Raw genomic sequence first — 18,731 nt, 5'->3', positions numbered from 1 at the left:
TTTATTTTTTAGCAATTTTAACTTTATTTTCTTGAAAAACAGCACATTTACCCTCATAAGAGTGCTTTGAGGATGTCAGATTGTTAACACCCGGTGTGCCGCTGTATATAAGCACTGTATCTTCACGCAGTCTGTTGTCATTTTTAACTTCCAAAACAACACTGCCGTTCTGTGAACTTATCTCAATCTCCTCACCGTCTTTATAACCATGAGAAGGATGTATATAGAGATGTTTTTCTCTGTGAAACTGAGAATTTAAACTTCTGGAACTCTTGGGTGTTATGAGATTAAACTCATCCTCAGCCTCACTCTGCTGTGTTTCAAACTCTTCAAGAAAAACAAATTCACCGTCAGCTGTATCAAAGCCATTTTGATACGGAACTGCTTCTCTGTTTTCAACCTCAAAACATCCGTTTATTTTTTTCACACCAAAATTCTTAAAATACTGCAGGTACTCTTCTTCTGCTTTAAGTTCTATATCAAATGCCTGACACAGATACGCTGCCAAATCATACTCACTGATACCGATGGTACTCTCAATCTGCTTATGCATCACCATCAGTCCGTTATGGGCATAGGAGGTGCGTATATCATTCTTTTCCAGGAAGGTTTTTGCAGGAATCACCAAGTCTGCCATTGCACTGGTTTCATTCTCGTACAAACCGAAATAAACTATATTTTGTTTTTTTTGCAAAGCATTTTTGACTCTCAAACTGTCTGGCATCTGTGCAAGAGGATTCGCACCTTGGATAAATACGGTTTCAAACGCATCAAAATCAGTATTGACCTTGGAGACTCGCTTGGCTTTTGTTTCAAACGGAGAGCTCATTCCCTCTTTGGAATTTCCAAGATATGCCACACCGCAGCCCTCTTTTCCAAAAAAGCCAAGGGAGACGGCAAAAGCATCAATACTGCGCATCACATCCGCCCCGTCTCTGTATTTTTGAATCCCGACACCGCAGACAATAGCAACCTTTTTGTCTATAGTCATGTGTAAAATATCGCCAATATCACCCAAAGTTACACCAATATCTTCAAGTGTTGCTTTAATGCGTACACCCTGAGTGAGTTCGTAATACTCCTCAAATTCACTTGCATATTTTTCAATAAACGCTTCATTCAAACTGTCATTGATGTATACAAACCGTGCTAAAAGCAATGCCAGATATATATCTGTATGCGGTTTTATCTGTACATGTAAATCGGCCATCTGGGCAATCTTGGTTTTAACAGGGTCTATTACTATAATGGTTTTGTCTTTTATAAGCGGTAATATGTGAGAAGAAGTCGTATGCGGATTTCTTCCCCAAAATATAATCACATCTGATTTTTCAATTTCGCTCAAAGGCATATTTTTGTTGCTGCCTCTGCCTTCTATAATTCCGGCTTCTCCCGCTCCGTCACACAAGCTTCCATCCGTAAGCGTTGCCCCAAAATTCGCAAAAAAATGGTCTGTCACTTCCTGCATCAAAGCAAAATTTCCGCTGCCTCTGTAATGCAGGACATCACTTTTAAACTCAACTGCAAGCAACTCTTTGAGTTTCAAAAGTGCTTCTTCCATCGTAATTTCTTTTCCCTGAAACCGTGGTTTTTCTATTCTTTCAAATTTGTCATAATGGTTGAGATGGGGACATAAAAATCCGTTTGTATGTCCGATTTTAAGAGGTTTGAGTTTTTTTTCATCATACACTAAACCGCAGGCGTCATAACAGTCAAGAGGACAGGCCGTAAGACTACTTTTCATTATTACTCGCTTTGATTTCAATTTTTACCAATCCGGAAAATACTTTTTGCGCATCAATAATAATTTGCGCTTTGTATTTTGAAATATTTTTTGTATCTGCAATATAAGAAACACGTGAGACTTTATACGGTGTCTCTTTTCCGTTAATATATATCACTTTTTTCTTCACACCTTTTAAATCATTTTTATCCAAATAAACACTCAACAGAGCCTTAGAGGTATCTGCAATTTTTGCCAAAGGTGTAGAGATTCCTACCGTTTGACCCGCTTTGACAGAGATTTCATACAATACAAAGCCTTTGGCAATGATGTTTTTGTCTTTTATAATTTTTACAAGCTGTTTTCGTCTTAACTCCAAATCAGCTATAGTGGTTTTTAGACTGTTTATCTCTTTTTGTGTTGCAAGAGAGGAATTTTCACTGCTCAGCAGATCATAAAACTCTTTGTCTTTTTCTATACGGGATTTTATCTTTAAATGCTTGATTTTTTGATAATTTTCTCGCTTTTTTTCTACAAGTTGTTGTAGATTTTGCAGTATTTTTTCATTTAAAAGCAAGGTATTTTTTTGATAAGAGAGCTTTTTTTCAACAGCTTTTAATTCATCTTCATCAAGTTCTGAATCAATTTTTATAAAAACTTTTGATGTGAGTTTTTTCCCAATCATATTGTCATCCGTGTAAAGCACTTTGCCCGAGACATTTGATGCGATTGTCCTTATTTCATAAGGTTCTACTTTTGAATAGTATACGTTGGAAAACAAAAGGGTCGTGATAAAAAGAAATGTTACTATTATTTTCAAAAATTCTTTCCTGAGTGATATTATAGTGCCATTTTAACATTTCATTACTAATATTCAAGCCAAATTCATTTTATTTTCGCTACTATTAATACCTATTTAAAATTAAAGGTATTATATGTCTGTATTAGACAATGTCGATGCTGCCACAAATCTGGCAAAAAACAATGAATTACAACTGTTGGTCTTTAGGGTAAGTGAAAAGAGGGACTCAGCATTTTATGCTATCAATATTTTTAAAACCCGAGAAGTGGTCGAATCTAAAAATCATTTTTTGACACAGATACCCTCTGCACATCCCTTGCTTGAGGGGACAATCGTTCTTCGAAACATGCAAATACCCATTTTAAATCTTCCTGCATGGCTGGATGTGACATTAAATGAAAATGAAATTTCTCATTCCAAAATTTTAATTTGTGACTTTAACGGTATTATTATTGGGCTGAGAATTATGTCCGCCTACAGAGTAATCAAAAAAAACTGGAATGAGATGCACGCACCGGACAGTTACAGACTCAAAGAAGACGGGGTTGTTATGAATGACACCAGGCTTGAAGATGGAAGCCTCTGCCTTATCCTGGACTATGAAAAACTTCTTGCAGATGTCTTGCCGCAGGCACTTGTTAATGTAGACAAAGATATAGAATTTTTAAAAGATATTACCATTCCCGATAAACTGAAATACGGAACAGTCCTCATTGCAGAAGATTCAAAAACCGCACAGCGACACCTAATACAGCTTTTTCAAAAAGCAAATATCAATATCAAACTTTTTGACAATGGTAAAAAACTGATTGAGTACATTAAAACCCTCGGTGAATCAGCGAAGGAGATACCGGCAATTATTACCGATATAGAAATGCCTGAAATGTCCGGATTTACTGTTATTCAAAACCTTAAAGCCAATCTTGTGACAAGAGATATTCCAATCATAGTCAACAGTTCTATGACAGGAGACAACAACAAAAGAGAAGCAGAAGATTTAGGCGCAAGCGGTTTTATAGATAAAACAAAAAGTCATAATGTCATCCCGCTGATTGTTTCAGTAATGGAATCATAAAAACAGTGCAGGTTATTCAGTTAGTCTTTTCTCTTAAATCTAGCGTAAAACAAACCCCATCATCACTGTTTTTAACAGTAAGTTTTCCGTTATGATGTTCTTCAACAATTATTTTAGACATATAGAGCCCAAGTCCTGTACCATTTTTTTCACTCTTAGTAGAAAAATAAGGATCAAAGATATTTTGTATGATATTTTCTGAAATTCCCCCTCCATTATCACAGATTGAGAGTATTTTATCCTTTAGTGTTATATCAATACAAGGGTTTGAAATATTTTTTTCCCGAAAATTATCCTGTGCATTTTTTAAAATATTCAGAATAACCTGCATAATTTCGCTGTCATACATTTTTATTTTTTCTAAGCGAATGTAATTAAAATTCACTTGAATATTATTATTTTTCAAGGATGCATAAATGATATTTAATGATTTATCAATAACTTCTTCAAAAGTGCATAAAATTGACTGTTTGTTTGGTTTATAAAAATTTCTGAAATCATCAATGGTATTTGTAAGATTTTGAACAAGATTTTCAATAACATTTAGCTGTTGTAAAAAATAATTTTGACACGCTTCTTGCTCTTGTAAATTATTCAAATTATAAGATTCCAGCTCTATTTTCATAGATAAGTTAACAGATGTACTGGCAATGGCACCAAGAGGCTGTCTCCACTGATGTGCAATCATTGAGATCATCTCTCCCATTTGTGCCAAACGGGATTGTTGTTGGAGTTGCTGATCCTGTTTTCTGTTTTTCACTACTTCTTGTTGAATCCGCTCTTCCAGTGTTTTGTTTAGCTCTCTGAGTTTCTTTTCTTGCTGAACCCTTTGCGTAATATCTTCTATAATAAAAATCGTCCCATCAAGCATCGCTCTCATTTTGATATTCAGAATTTTATTTTTAAAAGGAAACTGTTCTATGTCAACGCTTAGTTGATTTTTCTGAATCATTTTCTCCACATAGATATCAATAATTTTTGGAACCTCAAAAAAAAGTTTTTTGTAATTTTTATCTATATAATCATGTAAATTTTCTTCGTTGATTTCCAAAATTTCTAATATATTACTGTTGAGCATGCTAATTTCTGAATTTTCAGAAACAGTAAGAATCCCGTAGGGTATATTTGTTATTATGCCACTTAAATATTGATGCAGTGCAAGAGACTGCTTAGTTTCTGACATCGCTCTTTTCCCTCTTTATAGCTATTACGGTTGAAGCATCATCGACATTATATTTATTGAAAATATCTGTTGCCAACTCTAAAGTTGATAAATTAAAAACCTCTTTATTTAAAAAATCATTATACTCAATACCGTCACTTGCCAGTACAATACAAAACTGCTCAGGAAGCAGCTCTTGTTGTACTGATAAATCTTCAGGCAACTTCAGGCAGGAAGCTTGCCTATATGCTTGAAACTTCATCTCAGGATAAGAGACAATAAAACCATTTCCCAAAATCATATACTCGAGTTTATCAGGTAATAAACGCAACAGCACAAGAGTGATATCTTCAAAATCATCATTATTGGAAAGCATAAGATTAATATCACCCCAATCCTAAAAAAACAGGAATTTAAAAGAAGAACAATAATTGCTTAAACTCTAAAAAACTAAAGTGATTACATATGGCAACAAAAACAAGAGAAAAATTAGCGAAAAAGCGTTCTATAAGAGGGTATGCAGATCAAGCCCAATCAAATCAACTTTTAAAATTGTTTTCAGAGGTGACAGACTATCGGAAACCTCAAGGTAAAAGACACCGACTAGAACATATTTTATATCTTTCAGTATTGGCTGGATTGATGGGAGCAACTGACTATAAGCAAATATCTATTTGGATAGAGAAGCATATTCAAAAAGAACAAGTTAAAAGATTATTAGGTGTAGAGTTTATATTAACACCAAAGAAAAGTTTGGTTTCTGATGTGTTAGCGAAAGTTGATAGCCAAGAAGTTGAAGTTGTTTTTAGGAAATGGATAAGAACCTATGTCGATACAAGAGGAAAGCACCTGAGCGTAGATGGCAAGGTTATGAATGGCAGCAAATACAAAGATAAGAGATCAATAGAAGTAGTTGGTGCTGTTTTATCTGAGATAGGGGTAATAATTGCTCATCAACAAATAGCAGAGAAGTCGAATGAAATACCTGCCCTTCAGGCTATGATAGGGGAATTGGGAGATGAATTTATCTTTACTTTTGATGCAATGAATACCCAAAAAAACTCTTGATGCTATCGAAAATAGTGGTTCAAAATATATTGCCAAGGTAAAAGATAATCAAAAAACCTTACTTGATAAAATAGATGAAATTTCAAGAGATATAAAACCGACAAATATTTACAAGGCTAAACCTGTCCAACAATCTAATGAATGGATTAATAGGAAGGTGTTTGTATATCAACCAACTACTTTTTATCATAATGGCATAACTCATATTCGCTCAATAATAAAAGTTATAAAAAAAGTAGAGTCAACAAATCATAAAACTGGCGAGATTACTAATAGCACTAGAATTCAATTCTGTATTGCAAATTTTCATGAAAGTGCAGAATTCTTTCACAATAAAATTTTACACCATTGGAAAGTGGAAACCATGCATCAATACAAAGATAATTCACTTTTAGAAGATGCTCATAATTGTCATTTAAATCCATTTTTAATGACTATTCTTAGAAGTATGATTTTGAATATTTTACACCTTAATGGTGCAAAATCTATACAAGAACAACTCATCAACAATAGATGGGATTTGGATGACTCTATCGCTCAAATATTAAAATTGAGTTTTTAGAGGATTGTGGTGGATTAATATACCTTACAATGTCTTCTAAGGGCAACCTGTACTCTTCCAACAGAAGTCCTTTTACACTTTGTACGGTTTTATATGCCGGCAGATCGTCTCCACTACCGTCAATAATAGCAAATAAGCTTTTATCACCATCATAATGTTTAATAAAATATGCATCACTGTTAAACTGATTTGCTTCCTTTTTAACAGAAATCGGAGAGTATTCATACCTAGGCTCATCAATATATTTTCTAAGAACAATTGATGTTCCGCTTGCATCACTTTTTTCGATCAAAAACTCATCAACTGATCTTTTTGCAGCACCAAGCCCAAACCCCAGACTGTCTTTTGTAGAAGAATTGCCGTCTTGTAACGAGTGTTGAATGTTTTTTATACCTTTGCCTTTGTCCTCAATATAAACTTCCAGTCCTTTGTTGTTTTGCGTATATCTGCAACTTACTTTTACATCCTTTGCATAGCGGATACTATTAATAACAATCTCTGTAACTGCAATTGAAAACATACCTGCATCAAACTGAGAAAAACCAAACTCTTTCGCTATTTCGTTTATTTGTCTTGCACATTGATATGCTTCAATCTCATCTAAAATATGGAAAACAAGTGACATAATACAACTATTTTTCTGTTTTTATAAGTTTATACCCTGTAACTTTAAAACTCACAAGCAGTGCATCCTGTAAATTTCTAATTATCTGTATTCCGCTAAACTGAATATCTGTTTTTACCATCTTCTCGGCCAACTCTGCTTTAATGCCACATATGATAGGTTCAATACCCATCAATTTAAGTATATTTCCCAACCTGTTTATATATCCGGCAACTGCTGTATCAATTGCATCAACATTGTATAAATCCAATATAACACAGACAATTTTGTCTGATTCACTGATTTTGGTTATTTTTTTTGAGACATCTTCTATACGAGCTGAATCCAACAGTCCAAATAGGCTTACATAAATACACTCATCTGTTAATTTGTTTGCAACCATAGAAGTTTCAAGTCCGATTTGCTTCTTGCTTAGTGCCATTTTTTTATCCATTTTTTCTCCTAAATTATTTTTTCATTTGGTTCATAAAAATAAAAACCTTGATAGTCATCCACTTGAAAAGATTTTAATATTTCAAAAATCTTTTTAGAATGTACAAACTCAGCAATCACTTTTATATTGAGTTTATGAGAAAATTCCACTATCGCTTCTACCAGAATAAAAGATTTTTCATTTTTATCAATATCTTTTATAAGTGAACCATCTATTTTAATATAGTCTGGTGCTATATTTAAAATATTTTCAAAATTTGAGAATCCGCTACCAAAGTCATCAATGGCAAATTTTACACCATATTTCCTAAAACGATCAATAAATATTCTTATATCATCAAAATTTTCCATACTCTGACTCTCAGTAATCTCCATTACCACCAACGAACCGACATCAGGATTCTTTTTAATATAATCCTCAATCTCATCAATAAAAAGTTTGTTTTTAATATCATTGACTGTAAAATTAATGCCAATAGGTATTTGTATCTCTTTTATCTTTTTCAGATTCGTAAATATTACATACGAAGAGAGTTGAGGGTAGAGTCCTGTTTTTATTGCAATATCCAAAAAATAGTAAGGAGAGATCAGTGTGCCATCTTCATCACGAAGTCGCATGAGAGCTTCATACTTGACTGCTTTTTCTTCCTGATTGACGATACCTTGGTAAACTGTAACAATATCATTATTCTCAATTGCATTTTTAATCTTATCTTTCCAGATAAGAATATCCTGTTTTGCAGATCGGTTATCAATAGTATTGGAATACATCATATACTGTTTTTTATGTTTTTTAGCATACTCCAATGCAATTGTTGCATATTCGTACGAATTATATTGTGAAGTTGACATCCCTACAGTAACTTCTATCGAAATTATATCCTGCTCAGTTACAACCCGAAAAGATGCAAACTCTCTAAAGAAGTCTTGTAGAAAAATTTCATATTTTTCAAAATCAATATATTTACAGTCATCCAAAACAACAAATTCATCTGCCGAAATTCTATATGTTTTATAATTTTCAGCTGCAGTAAAGTGTTGTAGAAAATGTGCAAACTCTTGTAATACAAAAGAACCAGTCTCTGCGCCATAAATTTCATTAATAGATTTAAATCCATTGATATCTATAATAAAAAGAATTGGTACAGTAATTTTTTTTAAATCTTCAAACAGAGCATAGCGGTTGCACAAACCGGTTAAATCATCAAAATATAACTTATGCCTCAACTCCTGCGTTTGTTTTTTAATTTCTATTTCAAGCTGTTCTTGATAATTTTTAGCAAGTGTCTCTAGATGAATCTTTTCCAATGCTTTTTTTAAAACTGTAAGAAACTGTTGATAGATAAGCGGTTTTATAATAAATCCGTCTATCCCAAGTTGAATCGCTCGTAAAATATATTCTGCATCATTATAGGCAGATAATATGAAGATTGGGATTTTTATATCTTGTTGGCGAATTTTTTCTATCATATCAAGACCGTTCATTACAGGCATATTGATATCTGTAATAATTATATGAAATTTTTCATTTTGAAATTTTTCTATCCCTTCCTGTCCGTTTGTAACAACTGTAATATGGGTAAAAATATTTTTCAACATTTCCGATGTACTTGTTCGCGCATCTACATCATCTTCGACAAAAAGCAAGTGAAGTTCTTTTGCGTAATTTTGCAACTCCTGCAGTGGCACTCTTTTACTCCTCTATCATTAAATCAAGTAAATGAAAAAGCTCGTTACTTGCATTTTCCATAACGGTAAAATTTTTAATAATCTCTTCTGTGTTTTCTGGGAAAAGTGCTGTTTTACTCTTGGCAAACTTCATGTTTTTTATGGCAGAGTCATGGACTACTTTGTGATGAGCATCAAGTTTGTTATACACTTTTGTTTTGCCGAACTGCTCTTTACCGTCATTAAGATACCATTTTCCAAAACGGCATGAAAGATGATCTGCTAACGGTTCCGAAATATTCTGACTTAAAAGTGTCGAATACGCTTTTGATTTAAAAACAATATGATCAATTTTGGCAACGGATATAAGAAAAATATTGTTAATATGATTTGCATTATCGGCAGTTTCTTTTGCAGATCTGTTAAAACTTTGCAGTGTCGTATATAAACTCTCCAGATATTTTTGAGACTCTTTTGCCAATTCGTACATTGTCTCAGATTCTTCTGATATTTCATTGGTTTCCTGTTTTAAAGTTGAAATAGTCATAGATATCTCTGTCGTAGCTTTTTGTGTTCTTTCTGCAAGTTTTCTTACTTCATCGGCAACAACGGCAAAACCTCTACCATGTTCACCGGCACGTGCAGCTTCTATCGCAGCATTGAGTGCGAGCAGGTTTGTCTGTTCTGCTATATCTTGAATCAATTCAACAATGGTAGAAATTTCTAATGACTGTTGATTGAGGGCATCAATCCCTTTCACTGTTTCAGTTATGCTTTCATCAAGTTTTTCAAAATTATTTTGAACAGATTCTATCGATTGGATACTATCCTGTGATGCTTTGCTGGTATCTTTTGATGTTTGTAAAATTGTCTTGGATATCTCATTACCAAACTCTATATCTTTTTTAACCTGTAAAACACCGCCAACACTTCCGCCTCCGATTTCATTAAATTTTTTCGAAAGATTTCCCTGTGTTCTTAACTGTATTCCTGACTTAATGCCCTCTAATGATTTATTTATCGGCTCAACCGAACGGGCAAATATACCTTTAAATCCATCTTGAAACATCACGATACTGTTATCACCATTGGTTGCAAGCTTTATAGCAGTTTCACTGTCACGCATGAATGCTTCAACCTGGTCTAGTAAATTATTATAATTCCATGCCATATTATAGTATTTGGAATCTTGCGAAATATTGGTAACTCTTTTTTCAAGGTTACCGTTTGCCGCGTCTGCCATTACACTGTTTACCTGATCCAGTAGTGCTTCATCACTTTTTCTTTTTTTATTTTTGAAGATTGAGAATAAATTCATCATAGTTCTGCCCCTCTTGTTGTAATTGTTTTTCCAATATTTTCAATGAAGCACTTATTCCACCACTCGCTTCAGCTTGACGCAACTCTTTATAGAGTTTTTCAATTATATTTATACCTCTTACTGATGGAGCTCTTCTAACTGAATAGTAGCCAATAATGTTTCCATGCACGTCTAAAGATGCAGTCACATTTGCAAAAACCCAATAATAGTCTCCATTTTTTGTAAGGTTCTTTACATAAGCATTGATATACTTTTTGGCTTGAATGCGATCCCACAAAAGTTTAAAGATAACACGAGGCATATCGGGATGACGCAAAATATTATGCGGAGCATTGAGTAACTCTTGTTCTGAATAGCCAGATATTGAAATAAAATAGAAATTACCATAGGTAATTCGCCCTTTTGTGTCTGTTTTTGAGACAATGAGTTCATCTTGCTTCATTTGAATTTCCATAAAATATCCTAATAAAAAATTTTATTAGACAAATTATATTATTGAGAAGTGTCAAGAAGGTGTCAAAAACTAGATACTCAGAGAATAACCTAAATCTTTGTGTGTTTGTATTGAGGATAAAGGGATCTTTTTTCTGAGACGTTTAATAAAGCTTTTTATAGAATCTTCCGAAAACTCTTTAGTGTCTTCAAAAAGATAAATGTGCAAATCAATAGCAGAAAAGACAGTGTTAGGATAGCTTAAAAACAGATCTAAAAGTTTAGTTTCATTGGCACTCAATGGAATCTCTTTACCTTCTAAAAAAAGTCTCTTAAGCTCTTTATTCCATAAAAATCCATCTTTCAGTGGGATAGTAGTTTCATATTCCTCTTTATAAAAGAGAGATGCAGTCGTTAAAATATTCAATAATTCTTGACGTTTAATAGGTTTTTGCAAAAACCCTATAACAGCTCCGGTATTAATTAGTTCAATAAAATAGCTTGTTTCATTATAAGCAGATATAACTATAAATTTTTGTTCTTTATTTATAGATAATATTTCTTTTGTAAGTTCTATGCCGTTTAAGTGTGGCATCAAGATATCTGTAATCACAAGATCAATATTCGCAAGATTGTTATTATATATTTCCAGGGCTTCTCTACCGTCAAATGCAGTATAAATATGAGAGAAAAAATTTTTCAATAAAGCAGTTGTACTTTTTCTCATCTCCAAGTCATCTTCTGCATATAAAACAGTAAGTTTTTTTGTTATAGATAATAATTCTGTATTTGTCACTTATTCGCCTGATTTAATTAGTTACAATTTATTATATTTTTATTCTACATAGTGAATATTCAAAAATATAATTGTTCGATACAATTATGCGAATATTATTGAATATAGCAACCCTATTTCATGCTTATGCATAAATATTCTTAGCTGTTGTTTCAAGTTGTAACAGCATAATTTTCAAATTTAATAAATAATAAATAATTATTTGAACTATGAATTCTTTATGAAAAAAATATTGGAATTTGAAGTATTTGCATCGATGAGGAGATAACGACGCAATTGCGTCGCTTCTGGCACTAAATGCCGACATCCCTGTCGCTAAAGCGTAAATGGGGTGCTTTGAATTTCGTGCCGATTAATTATTATTGGAATAAAGAGATCAATACACCAGCTGCTACAGCTGAACCTATAACTCCCGCCACATTTGGACCCATCGCATGCATTAGAAGCATATTAGTGCGGTCATATTCCATACCGACTTTATTTGATACACGCGCTGCCATAGGAACAGCAGAAACACCCGCTGAACCAATAAGAGGATTTATCTTGTTTCCAGGGAAAAGATTCATAAATTTCGCCATTAATACACCTGCTGCAGTACCCACAGAAAATGCAACAATTCCTAAAACCATAATAAACATTGTTTCAGGTACAAGAAATTGATCAGCTGCAAGTTTTGAACCAACACCAAGCCCTAAGAAAATCGTTGTAATGTTGATAAGAGCATTTTGCAATGTATCATTTAAACGCTCTACAACACCTGATTCTTTTAAGAAGTTACCAAACATAAATGCACCAATTAATGGCGTAGACTCTGGTAGAACTAAAATTGCCAGCATCAAAACAAGTATTGGAAATACAAGTTTTTCCAAGCGAGAAACATGACGCAATGTTGTCATTTTAATCTTTCTCTCTTTTTCATTTGTCAAAGCCTTCATAATTGGAGGCTGAATAATTGGCACCATAGCCATATAACTATATGAAGCAACCGCAATCGCCCCTAAAAGTTCTGGTGCAAGTTTTGTTGCAATAAAAATAGAAGTCGGACCATCTGCTCCACCAATTATTGAAATTGCAGAAGCCTGCTGCAGAGTAAAGTCAACAAAACCAAAATGTGCAAGAGCAACTGCTCCAACAAGCGTCCCGAAAATACCAAACTGAGCTGCTCCACCAAGTAGTGCAGTTTTAGGGTTCGAGAGCAGTGGACCAAAATCAGTCATTGCCCCAACACCCATAAAGATGATAATAGGAAAAAGCTCATTTGAAAGTCCCATATTGTAAATTACACCAAGGAAACCATGCTCTCCTGCAATACCGGCAATAGGAATATTTGCCAATAATCCGCCAAAGGCAATTGGTAAGAGTAACAATGGTTCAAACCCTTTTGCGACTCCAAGATAAAAAAGTAAAAAGACGATAAGAATCATAATCACACGGCCAAGACCTTTATGAAAATCACTCATCTTTTGTCCTGTCGCACTCATCTCATCCTCTCTTGGACTTACAAGAGCGACAATTCCTGTTGATTTTAGAAAATTAACAATCATTTCACTCATAGGTTTTGGATGATAGTTCTCTTCTTTATGTGTTGTTCGTGCTTCTTCAGCAACTGTTGCATGCTCCGATGCCATCGCATTTGAGAATGCAAAAAGCATTATAAGAGCTAAAAACTTAAGTACAATTTTTTTCATTCGCTTATCCTAATACTGCTACGACTTGACCTTCTACAACTTTATCATTTGTAGCTACATTAATAGACTTAATAACACCACCACGAGGTGCTACAACATCTATTTCCATTTTCATAGATTCTAAAATCATGATTACATCACCTTCGTTAACACTCTGACCTGGATTTGCAACAATTTTCCAAACATTACCTGGAAGAAGTGCTTTAATTTCTACATCATTCCCTGACACCGTAGGTGCTGCTGTAGTTGTTGATGGAGCAGCACTCTCACCATTTACTGCTGTTACCTGAATATCCGCATCACCCTCTGCTACCTGAACACTAAACTTTTGACCATCTACTACTACTGTATAATTTCCACTACCCATTGAACTTCCTTCACAATCTTTTTCTGTTTCTTTTTTCATTTCTGATATTTTACGAACGTTTAATTCACCTTCACCTTTAAGGAAAGTGATTCCTTTCTCTTGACATGCAGCTGCTATAAAAATATTTTCTTCTGTTATTTCTATACCTTCTTCTTTGAGTCTGTTAATCCAGTTCTCTAAAGATTTTGCAGGATCTGCATCTGCCAAATCAAGTGCTTTTTTTGTTGTCGGCTCAAGTTTCAACTGCTCTGAAGCAATTTTAACAATTTCCGGATCTGGTTCTACCGGAGTTTTTCCAAAGTATCCTAAAACCATTTTTCCATAACCGGGAGCAATAGCTTTCCATGGCCCCTGCATTACATTGTTGAGTGCCTGCTGGAAATAAAACTGAGAAACCGGTGTCACAGAAGTACCATAACCACCTTTTTCTACAACTTCCTGCATTGCAGCAATTACATCCGGAAATTTATCCATGATGCCGTTATCACGCATCATCTGAGTGTTTGCAGTCAAAGCACCGCCAGGCATTGGCGAAAACGGAATAATAGGAGAAACCATTGTCGCTTCAGGTGGCATAAAATAGTCACTAAGGCATGACTGTAACTCTTTTTCATAAGTAAGAATTTTACCAATTTCAAGTCCGCCAAGATCGTAATTCATCCCTTTTGTTGCATGCAACATTGTTAAAATATCAGGCTGAGATGTTCCACCACTCACAGGAGCTGCTGCCATATCTATACCATCAATTCCAGCCTCAAGCGCAGCCATATATGCTGCTACAGAAACACCGGCAGTTTCATGTGTATGAAGGCGAATATGCGTGTCATCTCCTAAAAGTTTTCTTGCCATCGTAATAGTCTCAAAAACTTTTTGAGGATTTGATGTCCCGCTTGCATCTTTAAAACAGATACTGTCAAACGGAAGACCGCTGTCCAAAATATCACGAAGTGTTTTTTCATAAAACTCAACATTATGAGCACCATGGCACCCCGGTGGTAAGTCCATCATAGTTACAACCGCTTCATGTTTCAAGCCGTGATGTTTGATTCTTTCCGCTGAATACTTCAGGTTTTCCACATCATTCAGTGCATCAAAGTTACGGATTGTCGTTGTTCCGTGTTTTTTAAACATTTTTGCATGCAGGTCTATCAGTTCTTTTGAACCGGTATCGAGCATTACAGTATTTACTCCCCGAGCAAGTGTCTGCAGATTTGCATCCGGACCTACAATTTTACGGAACCTGTCCATCATTTCAAATGCATCTTCTCTCAAATAAAAGTATAATGATTGAAATCTTGCTCCCCCGCCAAATTCAAAGTGGTTAATACCTGCCATTTTTGCGGCCTCTACTGCCGGAAAAAAATCTTCCATCAATACACGTCCACCAAATACTGACTGGAAACCATCCCTGAAAGTTGTATCCATTACATCTATAAATTTCTTAGCCATTATAATCCTTAACCTTGTTTATGGTGTGCAATTGCAGCTGTTATCGCTGCAATTATCTTTTTTTTGTCTTGTTGTTGCTGTGTTGCATTCCCAGAAACAGTCTCTTCAGCTGCCTGTGGTTCAGGAAAAAATTTATGTATTATCAATGACATCAGATTGACTGAAAGAATCATTATAATTAGAAACACGAACACGGTTCCCATTCCTAAAAACATAAATTTAACTCCCTCCATAATGAGGTTTGCTTCCATTAAATTACCCTTTATTCATAATTTGTGGGCTTAGTATAGTATAAAGATGTTTAAATAAAGTTGTTGAAAAAACTTTATTTTTAAATTACTGCACAATTGTTACTTTTTGGTGACTTAATTTCATCACTTAAACTAAACACTAATAATTTTTAGCTAAAATGTTTTAACAGATAAAATATTAGGATGTTTTTCAGATGATAGCAGGTATGTACGAGCAGAACTTTATGGCCTATGTAATTTTTGGTCTTATCTTGAATTTTGTATTTTCAATTATGTTTGGAGTATATTTAAGTAACAATATCGGCATGAAAGAGATGATAGAATCCAAAGGTGACAAAGAGCAGCCATTACTCATACGCTTAAGTCTTTTTATTCCTTATGCAAAAATGCTTGTTACTCTTTACAGAGTAACAATTTTACAACTCTTTTTTCTCAATAAAGGATATACACATAAAGAGTTTTGGATTTATATGACGAATGAGCAAAAAGAGAACTCCTAAAGGAACAGTATGAAAGATTTTAAGCTTAAACTTGTCCTTACTGCTTTAAGCGCAATTGTTTTCTCATTTATATTTATACTTTTGGCTTTTGCTCTTCCTATACACAAAAAAGAAGAAAAAATATCTATCAAACCAAAAGGAAAACTTGAACAGATTTCTCATTCCTTAAAAAACAGATAACTGTTTATTTATAAAGTACTTTTCACTTCAATAAGCTTGAGTGTATCATAGGCACACTTTGGACTCAGTTTGATGGCACAAACCTTTAAAGCCTCCAAACAGGCAAGTAAATAGTCCAGGTTGTCTTTTTTCATTAACTCATAAAGAAGTATTTCTGCATCTTTTATGCGTAAATTTCTTGCAACACCGAGATTTTTATGTGCCAATTCTCTCAATGGGGTGTAATCCAAATTGTCATGATTGTCCTGTGAATCCTGAAGTGCCGCCAAATAACTCTCAAACTGCACAATTGCCTTAATGACCTGAGCAACATAATCATCAACCAGTTGGGAAACCAGCTCTGTGTCTAATCCTAATTCGCGTACAGCAATCGAAATATCATACCGGTAACCGTCAATTTCCAGATCACGCAACACACCTCTTCCAAGTAAAGTGCATACCCGTTTGGCTTCATGCAGCAGCTGATCAACAGATTGTCTGTCCGATGGTTTTAAAAAGAATTTTAATTTTTTTAACATAATCATAAGATATCATATAATTTGTGTGAAACAGATAAAAAAGAAAAATAAAAGAGGAGAGTTTGGAGGAGTGCTACGATTGCACTCATCCAAAAAAGTTATAATGCTTTTACTATAATTCTGTTGAGTCTCATTGCAAAATCTGCAGTATCATCAAGTTCTCTGCCATCAAAGAGTTTTGCCTGATCAAACAAGACATGCGCTGCATCTTCAATCAGATTCTGATCACTAGAATCTTTTAATTTTGCAATCAGTTCATGCTTAGGATTGATTTGTAAAATTGGTGCTGGCTCAGGTACTTCACCGCCCTGACCCATCTGTTTCATCATCTGTGCCATCATGTAAGAAGGATCTTCTTTGTCTATTTTCAGAGCAACAGGAGATTCTGTCAACTCCGTTGTCACTTCAACTTCTTTTATAGCTTCACCCAGTGTCTCTTTAAACTCTTTTGCAAGGCCTTCAAACTCTTTTTCAAGTTCTTCTTTTGCCTTTTTCTCTTCTTCACTCTCTTCAAATTTTGCATCTGATACAGGAATAAGTTTATACTCTTTATATTCTGTCACCATCGGGAATATAATAGTATCTACCTCTTCATTGAGAAGCAATACATCTATACCGCGTGCTTTAAACTTCTCTAACACAGGAGAGTGCTTGAGCATGTCAACAGAGCCTTTGTTCGCAAGGTAATAGATCTCTTTTTTCTCTTCGTCGACATTTTTCACAAACTCTTCTATAGTTGTCATTTCATCAGAGTTGAGTGTGTGAAATTTCAACAACTCTAAGATTTTTTCGCGATTTGCAAAGTCATTATAGAGTCCCTCTTTGAGTACATTTCCAAACTCTTTATAGAATGTGTCATATTTTTCAGGCTCTTTTTTCATCATTTTTGCAAGCTCGGAAAGCACTTTTTTCACCGAAGCATTTTTGATTTTTGCCATCACTGGATTTGACTGTAAAATTTCACGACTTACATTTAACGGTAAATCTTTTGAATCAATCACACCGCGTAAGAAACGCAAGTATGTAGGCATCAGCTCTTTGTCATCATCTGTAATAAAGACACGGTTAATATAGAGTTTGATACCAGGCTGATAATCAACTCTGTAAATATCCATCGGTGCCTTGCTTGGGATGTAGAAGAGTGTCGTATACTCTATAGCCCCCTCTGCTTTATGATGCATCCATTTTAGCGGTTCTTCGTTTGAATGTGCAAGTGTTTCATAAAAAGCTTTATAATCTTCATCTTTTAATTCATTTTTAGAAATCGTCCAGAGTGCATTTGCAGAGTTAATTTGTACATTTTCTATTTCAGTGCGTGCAGGCTCTGTCTCTTTGCCCTCATCATCAGTAACAGCCGGAATATGCTTCTCTTTATCCATAAAAATAGGGAATGGAATATGGTTAGAGTATTTTTTGACAATAGCCTCTATGCGATACTCTTCCAAAAACTCTTCTTCACCCTCTTTTAAGTGAAGAATAATTTCTGTTCCGTGTCCCTCTTTTGTTGTTGCTTCTACTTCAAATTCACCATTTCCGGTACTCATCCATTTGTAAGCCTGATCTTCTCCTGCTTTTTTTGAAATGACTTCAACTGTATCAGCCACCATGAACGCAGCATAAAAACCGACACCAAACTGACCGATTAAGTGAGAATCTACTTTTTGATCACCTGTCATGTTTTCTAAAAATGCTTTTGTTCCTGATTTTGCAATTGTTCCGAGGTTATTTAATAAATCTACCTCATTCATACCTATTCCGGTATCAGCAATAGTTAAAAGTTTTTTCTCTTTGTCTCTTTTTATATCTATTCTCGGATCAAACTTTATACCCTTGTATGCTTCATTTGTTAAAACGAGCATATTGAGTTTGTCAAGTGCATCGGATGCATTGGAAATAAGTTCACGAAGGAAAATCTCCTTGTTGGAGTAAAGTGAATGAATCATAAGTTGTAAAATTTGATTTGCTTCTGTTTGAAATTGATGTTTAGCCATAATAGTAATCCTTTTTTTAAAATTTGACTGTATTTTACCAAAAAAAGTTAATAGTTGCAAGTTTTATCAATATTCTTTAGTCAATTTAACTCAAGTTTATACTATTTTTATTTTGCTATAA

General features: G+C 34.3%; 20 protein-coding genes. 5 read left to right on the top strand and 15 right to left on the bottom strand.

What is annotated here, in order from left to right; all coding sequences use genetic code 11:
- Position 1: 1 nt before the first annotated feature.
- A complete protein-coding gene (locus FJR45_RS04985; RefSeq protein ID WP_193151618.1) occupies positions 2–1,744 on the bottom strand; it encodes a molybdopterin-dependent oxidoreductase in 1,743 nt (580 codons plus the stop codon).
- Complete coding sequence (locus FJR45_RS04980; RefSeq protein ID WP_193151617.1) at positions 1,734–2,543, bottom strand: HlyD family secretion protein; 810 nt, start codon at positions 2,541–2,543, stop codon at positions 1,734–1,736. Before FJR45_RS04980 ends, FJR45_RS04985 begins: the two co-directional genes overlap by 11 nt.
- 115 nt (positions 2,544–2,658) lie before the next feature.
- Between FJR45_RS04980 and FJR45_RS04975 the strand changes: the two genes are divergently transcribed.
- Positions 2,659–3,600 (top strand): chemotaxis protein, encoded by a 942-nt coding sequence (locus tag FJR45_RS04975; RefSeq protein WP_193151616.1) that lies wholly within the window; start codon positions 2,659–2,661, stop codon positions 3,598–3,600.
- A 16-nt stretch (positions 3,601–3,616) separates the two neighbouring features.
- Here FJR45_RS04975 and FJR45_RS04970 read toward each other — a convergent pair whose 3' ends face one another.
- On the bottom strand, positions 3,617–4,783 hold the full coding sequence (locus FJR45_RS04970; protein ID WP_226966481.1) for a PAS domain-containing sensor histidine kinase: 1,167 nt from the start codon (positions 4,781–4,783) through the stop codon (positions 3,617–3,619).
- Positions 4,770–5,138, bottom strand: coding sequence for a hypothetical protein (locus tag FJR45_RS04965; protein ID WP_193151615.1), 369 nt, complete (start codon positions 5,136–5,138; stop codon positions 4,770–4,772). The genes FJR45_RS04970 and FJR45_RS04965 overlap by 14 nt, the downstream gene beginning before the upstream one ends.
- 89 nt (positions 5,139–5,227) lie before the next feature.
- Between FJR45_RS04965 and FJR45_RS04960 the strand changes: the two genes are divergently transcribed.
- The gene (locus FJR45_RS04960; RefSeq protein WP_193149934.1) at positions 5,228–5,830 is read left to right on the top strand and encodes an ISAs1 family transposase; all 603 of its coding nucleotides are present in this window, start codon (positions 5,228–5,230) and stop codon (positions 5,828–5,830) included.
- Positions 5,811–6,392 (top strand): transposase, encoded by a 582-nt coding sequence (locus FJR45_RS04955; RefSeq protein WP_347402233.1) that lies wholly within the window; start codon positions 5,811–5,813, stop codon positions 6,390–6,392. Before FJR45_RS04960 ends, FJR45_RS04955 begins: the two co-directional genes overlap by 20 nt.
- Here FJR45_RS04955 and FJR45_RS04950 read toward each other — a convergent pair.
- The 9 genes from FJR45_RS04950 to FJR45_RS04910 form a co-directional block, all read right to left on the bottom strand.
- Positions 6,361–7,017: an ATP-binding protein gene (locus FJR45_RS04950; RefSeq protein ID WP_193151614.1), complete on the bottom strand. Its 657-nt coding sequence runs from the start codon at positions 7,015–7,017 to the stop codon at positions 6,361–6,363. The two genes, FJR45_RS04955 and FJR45_RS04950, sit on opposite strands and share 32 nt — an antisense overlap.
- A 7-nt stretch (positions 7,018–7,024) precedes the next feature.
- The gene (locus tag FJR45_RS04945; protein WP_193151613.1) at positions 7,025–7,450 is read right to left on the bottom strand and encodes an STAS domain-containing protein; all 426 of its coding nucleotides are present in this window, start codon (positions 7,448–7,450) and stop codon (positions 7,025–7,027) included.
- 8 nt (positions 7,451–7,458) lie between these two features.
- Complete coding sequence (locus FJR45_RS04940; protein WP_193151612.1) at positions 7,459–9,138, bottom strand: EAL domain-containing response regulator; 1,680 nt, start codon at positions 9,136–9,138, stop codon at positions 7,459–7,461.
- A gap of 4 nt (positions 9,139–9,142) precedes the next feature.
- Positions 9,143–10,438 carry a methyl-accepting chemotaxis protein gene (locus FJR45_RS12605; protein WP_193151611.1) on the bottom strand — a complete coding sequence of 432 codons (1,296 nt, stop codon included), beginning with the start codon at positions 10,436–10,438 and terminating at the stop codon, positions 9,143–9,145.
- Complete coding sequence (locus tag FJR45_RS04930; RefSeq protein WP_283949384.1) at positions 10,407–10,880, bottom strand: PAS domain-containing protein; 474 nt, start codon at positions 10,878–10,880, stop codon at positions 10,407–10,409. The genes FJR45_RS12605 and FJR45_RS04930 overlap by 32 nt, the downstream gene beginning before the upstream one ends.
- An 81-nt stretch (positions 10,881–10,961) precedes the next feature.
- A complete protein-coding gene (locus FJR45_RS04925) occupies positions 10,962–11,666 on the bottom strand; it encodes a response regulator transcription factor (protein ID WP_193151609.1) in 705 nt (234 codons plus the stop codon).
- A gap of 359 nt (positions 11,667–12,025) precedes the next feature.
- Entirely contained in the window at positions 12,026–13,354 is a 1,329-nt protein-coding gene (locus FJR45_RS04920; RefSeq protein WP_193151608.1) for a sodium ion-translocating decarboxylase subunit beta, read from the bottom strand.
- A 4-nt stretch (positions 13,355–13,358) separates the two neighbouring features.
- Positions 13,359–15,170 (bottom strand): biotin/lipoyl-containing protein, encoded by a 1,812-nt coding sequence (locus tag FJR45_RS04915; protein WP_193151607.1) that lies wholly within the window; start codon positions 15,168–15,170, stop codon positions 13,359–13,361.
- 8 nt (positions 15,171–15,178) lie between these two features.
- Positions 15,179–15,421 (bottom strand): OadG family protein, encoded by a 243-nt coding sequence (locus FJR45_RS04910; protein ID WP_193151606.1) that lies wholly within the window; start codon positions 15,419–15,421, stop codon positions 15,179–15,181.
- 194 nt (positions 15,422–15,615) lie between these two features.
- Here FJR45_RS04910 and FJR45_RS04905 point away from each other — a divergent pair, with 194 nt between their 5' ends.
- Positions 15,616–15,921: a hypothetical protein gene (locus tag FJR45_RS04905; RefSeq protein WP_193151605.1), complete on the top strand. Its 306-nt coding sequence runs from the start codon at positions 15,616–15,618 to the stop codon at positions 15,919–15,921.
- Positions 15,922–15,930: 9 nt separating this feature from the next.
- Positions 15,931–16,101, top strand: coding sequence for a hypothetical protein (locus FJR45_RS04900; protein WP_188109962.1), 171 nt, complete (start codon positions 15,931–15,933; stop codon positions 16,099–16,101).
- Between the two features lie 8 nt (positions 16,102–16,109).
- On the opposite strand, the gene FJR45_RS04895 is transcribed toward FJR45_RS04900, so the two are convergent.
- Complete coding sequence (locus FJR45_RS04895) at positions 16,110–16,619, bottom strand: hypothetical protein (protein ID WP_226966480.1); 510 nt, start codon at positions 16,617–16,619, stop codon at positions 16,110–16,112.
- A gap of 98 nt (positions 16,620–16,717) precedes the next feature.
- Positions 16,718–18,610 carry a molecular chaperone HtpG gene (gene htpG, locus FJR45_RS04890; protein WP_193151603.1) on the bottom strand — a complete coding sequence of 631 codons (1,893 nt, stop codon included), beginning with the start codon at positions 18,608–18,610 and terminating at the stop codon, positions 16,718–16,720.
- Positions 18,611–18,731: the final 121 nt, after the last annotated feature.

The organism is Sulfurimonas sediminis (genome assembly GCF_014905115.1).
In the GTDB taxonomy this organism is placed as follows: domain Bacteria; phylum Campylobacterota; class Campylobacteria; order Campylobacterales; family Sulfurimonadaceae; genus Sulfurimonas; species Sulfurimonas sediminis.
Note: the sequence above shows the minus strand (reverse complement) of the source record. Positions and strands in the feature narration are given on the sequence as shown.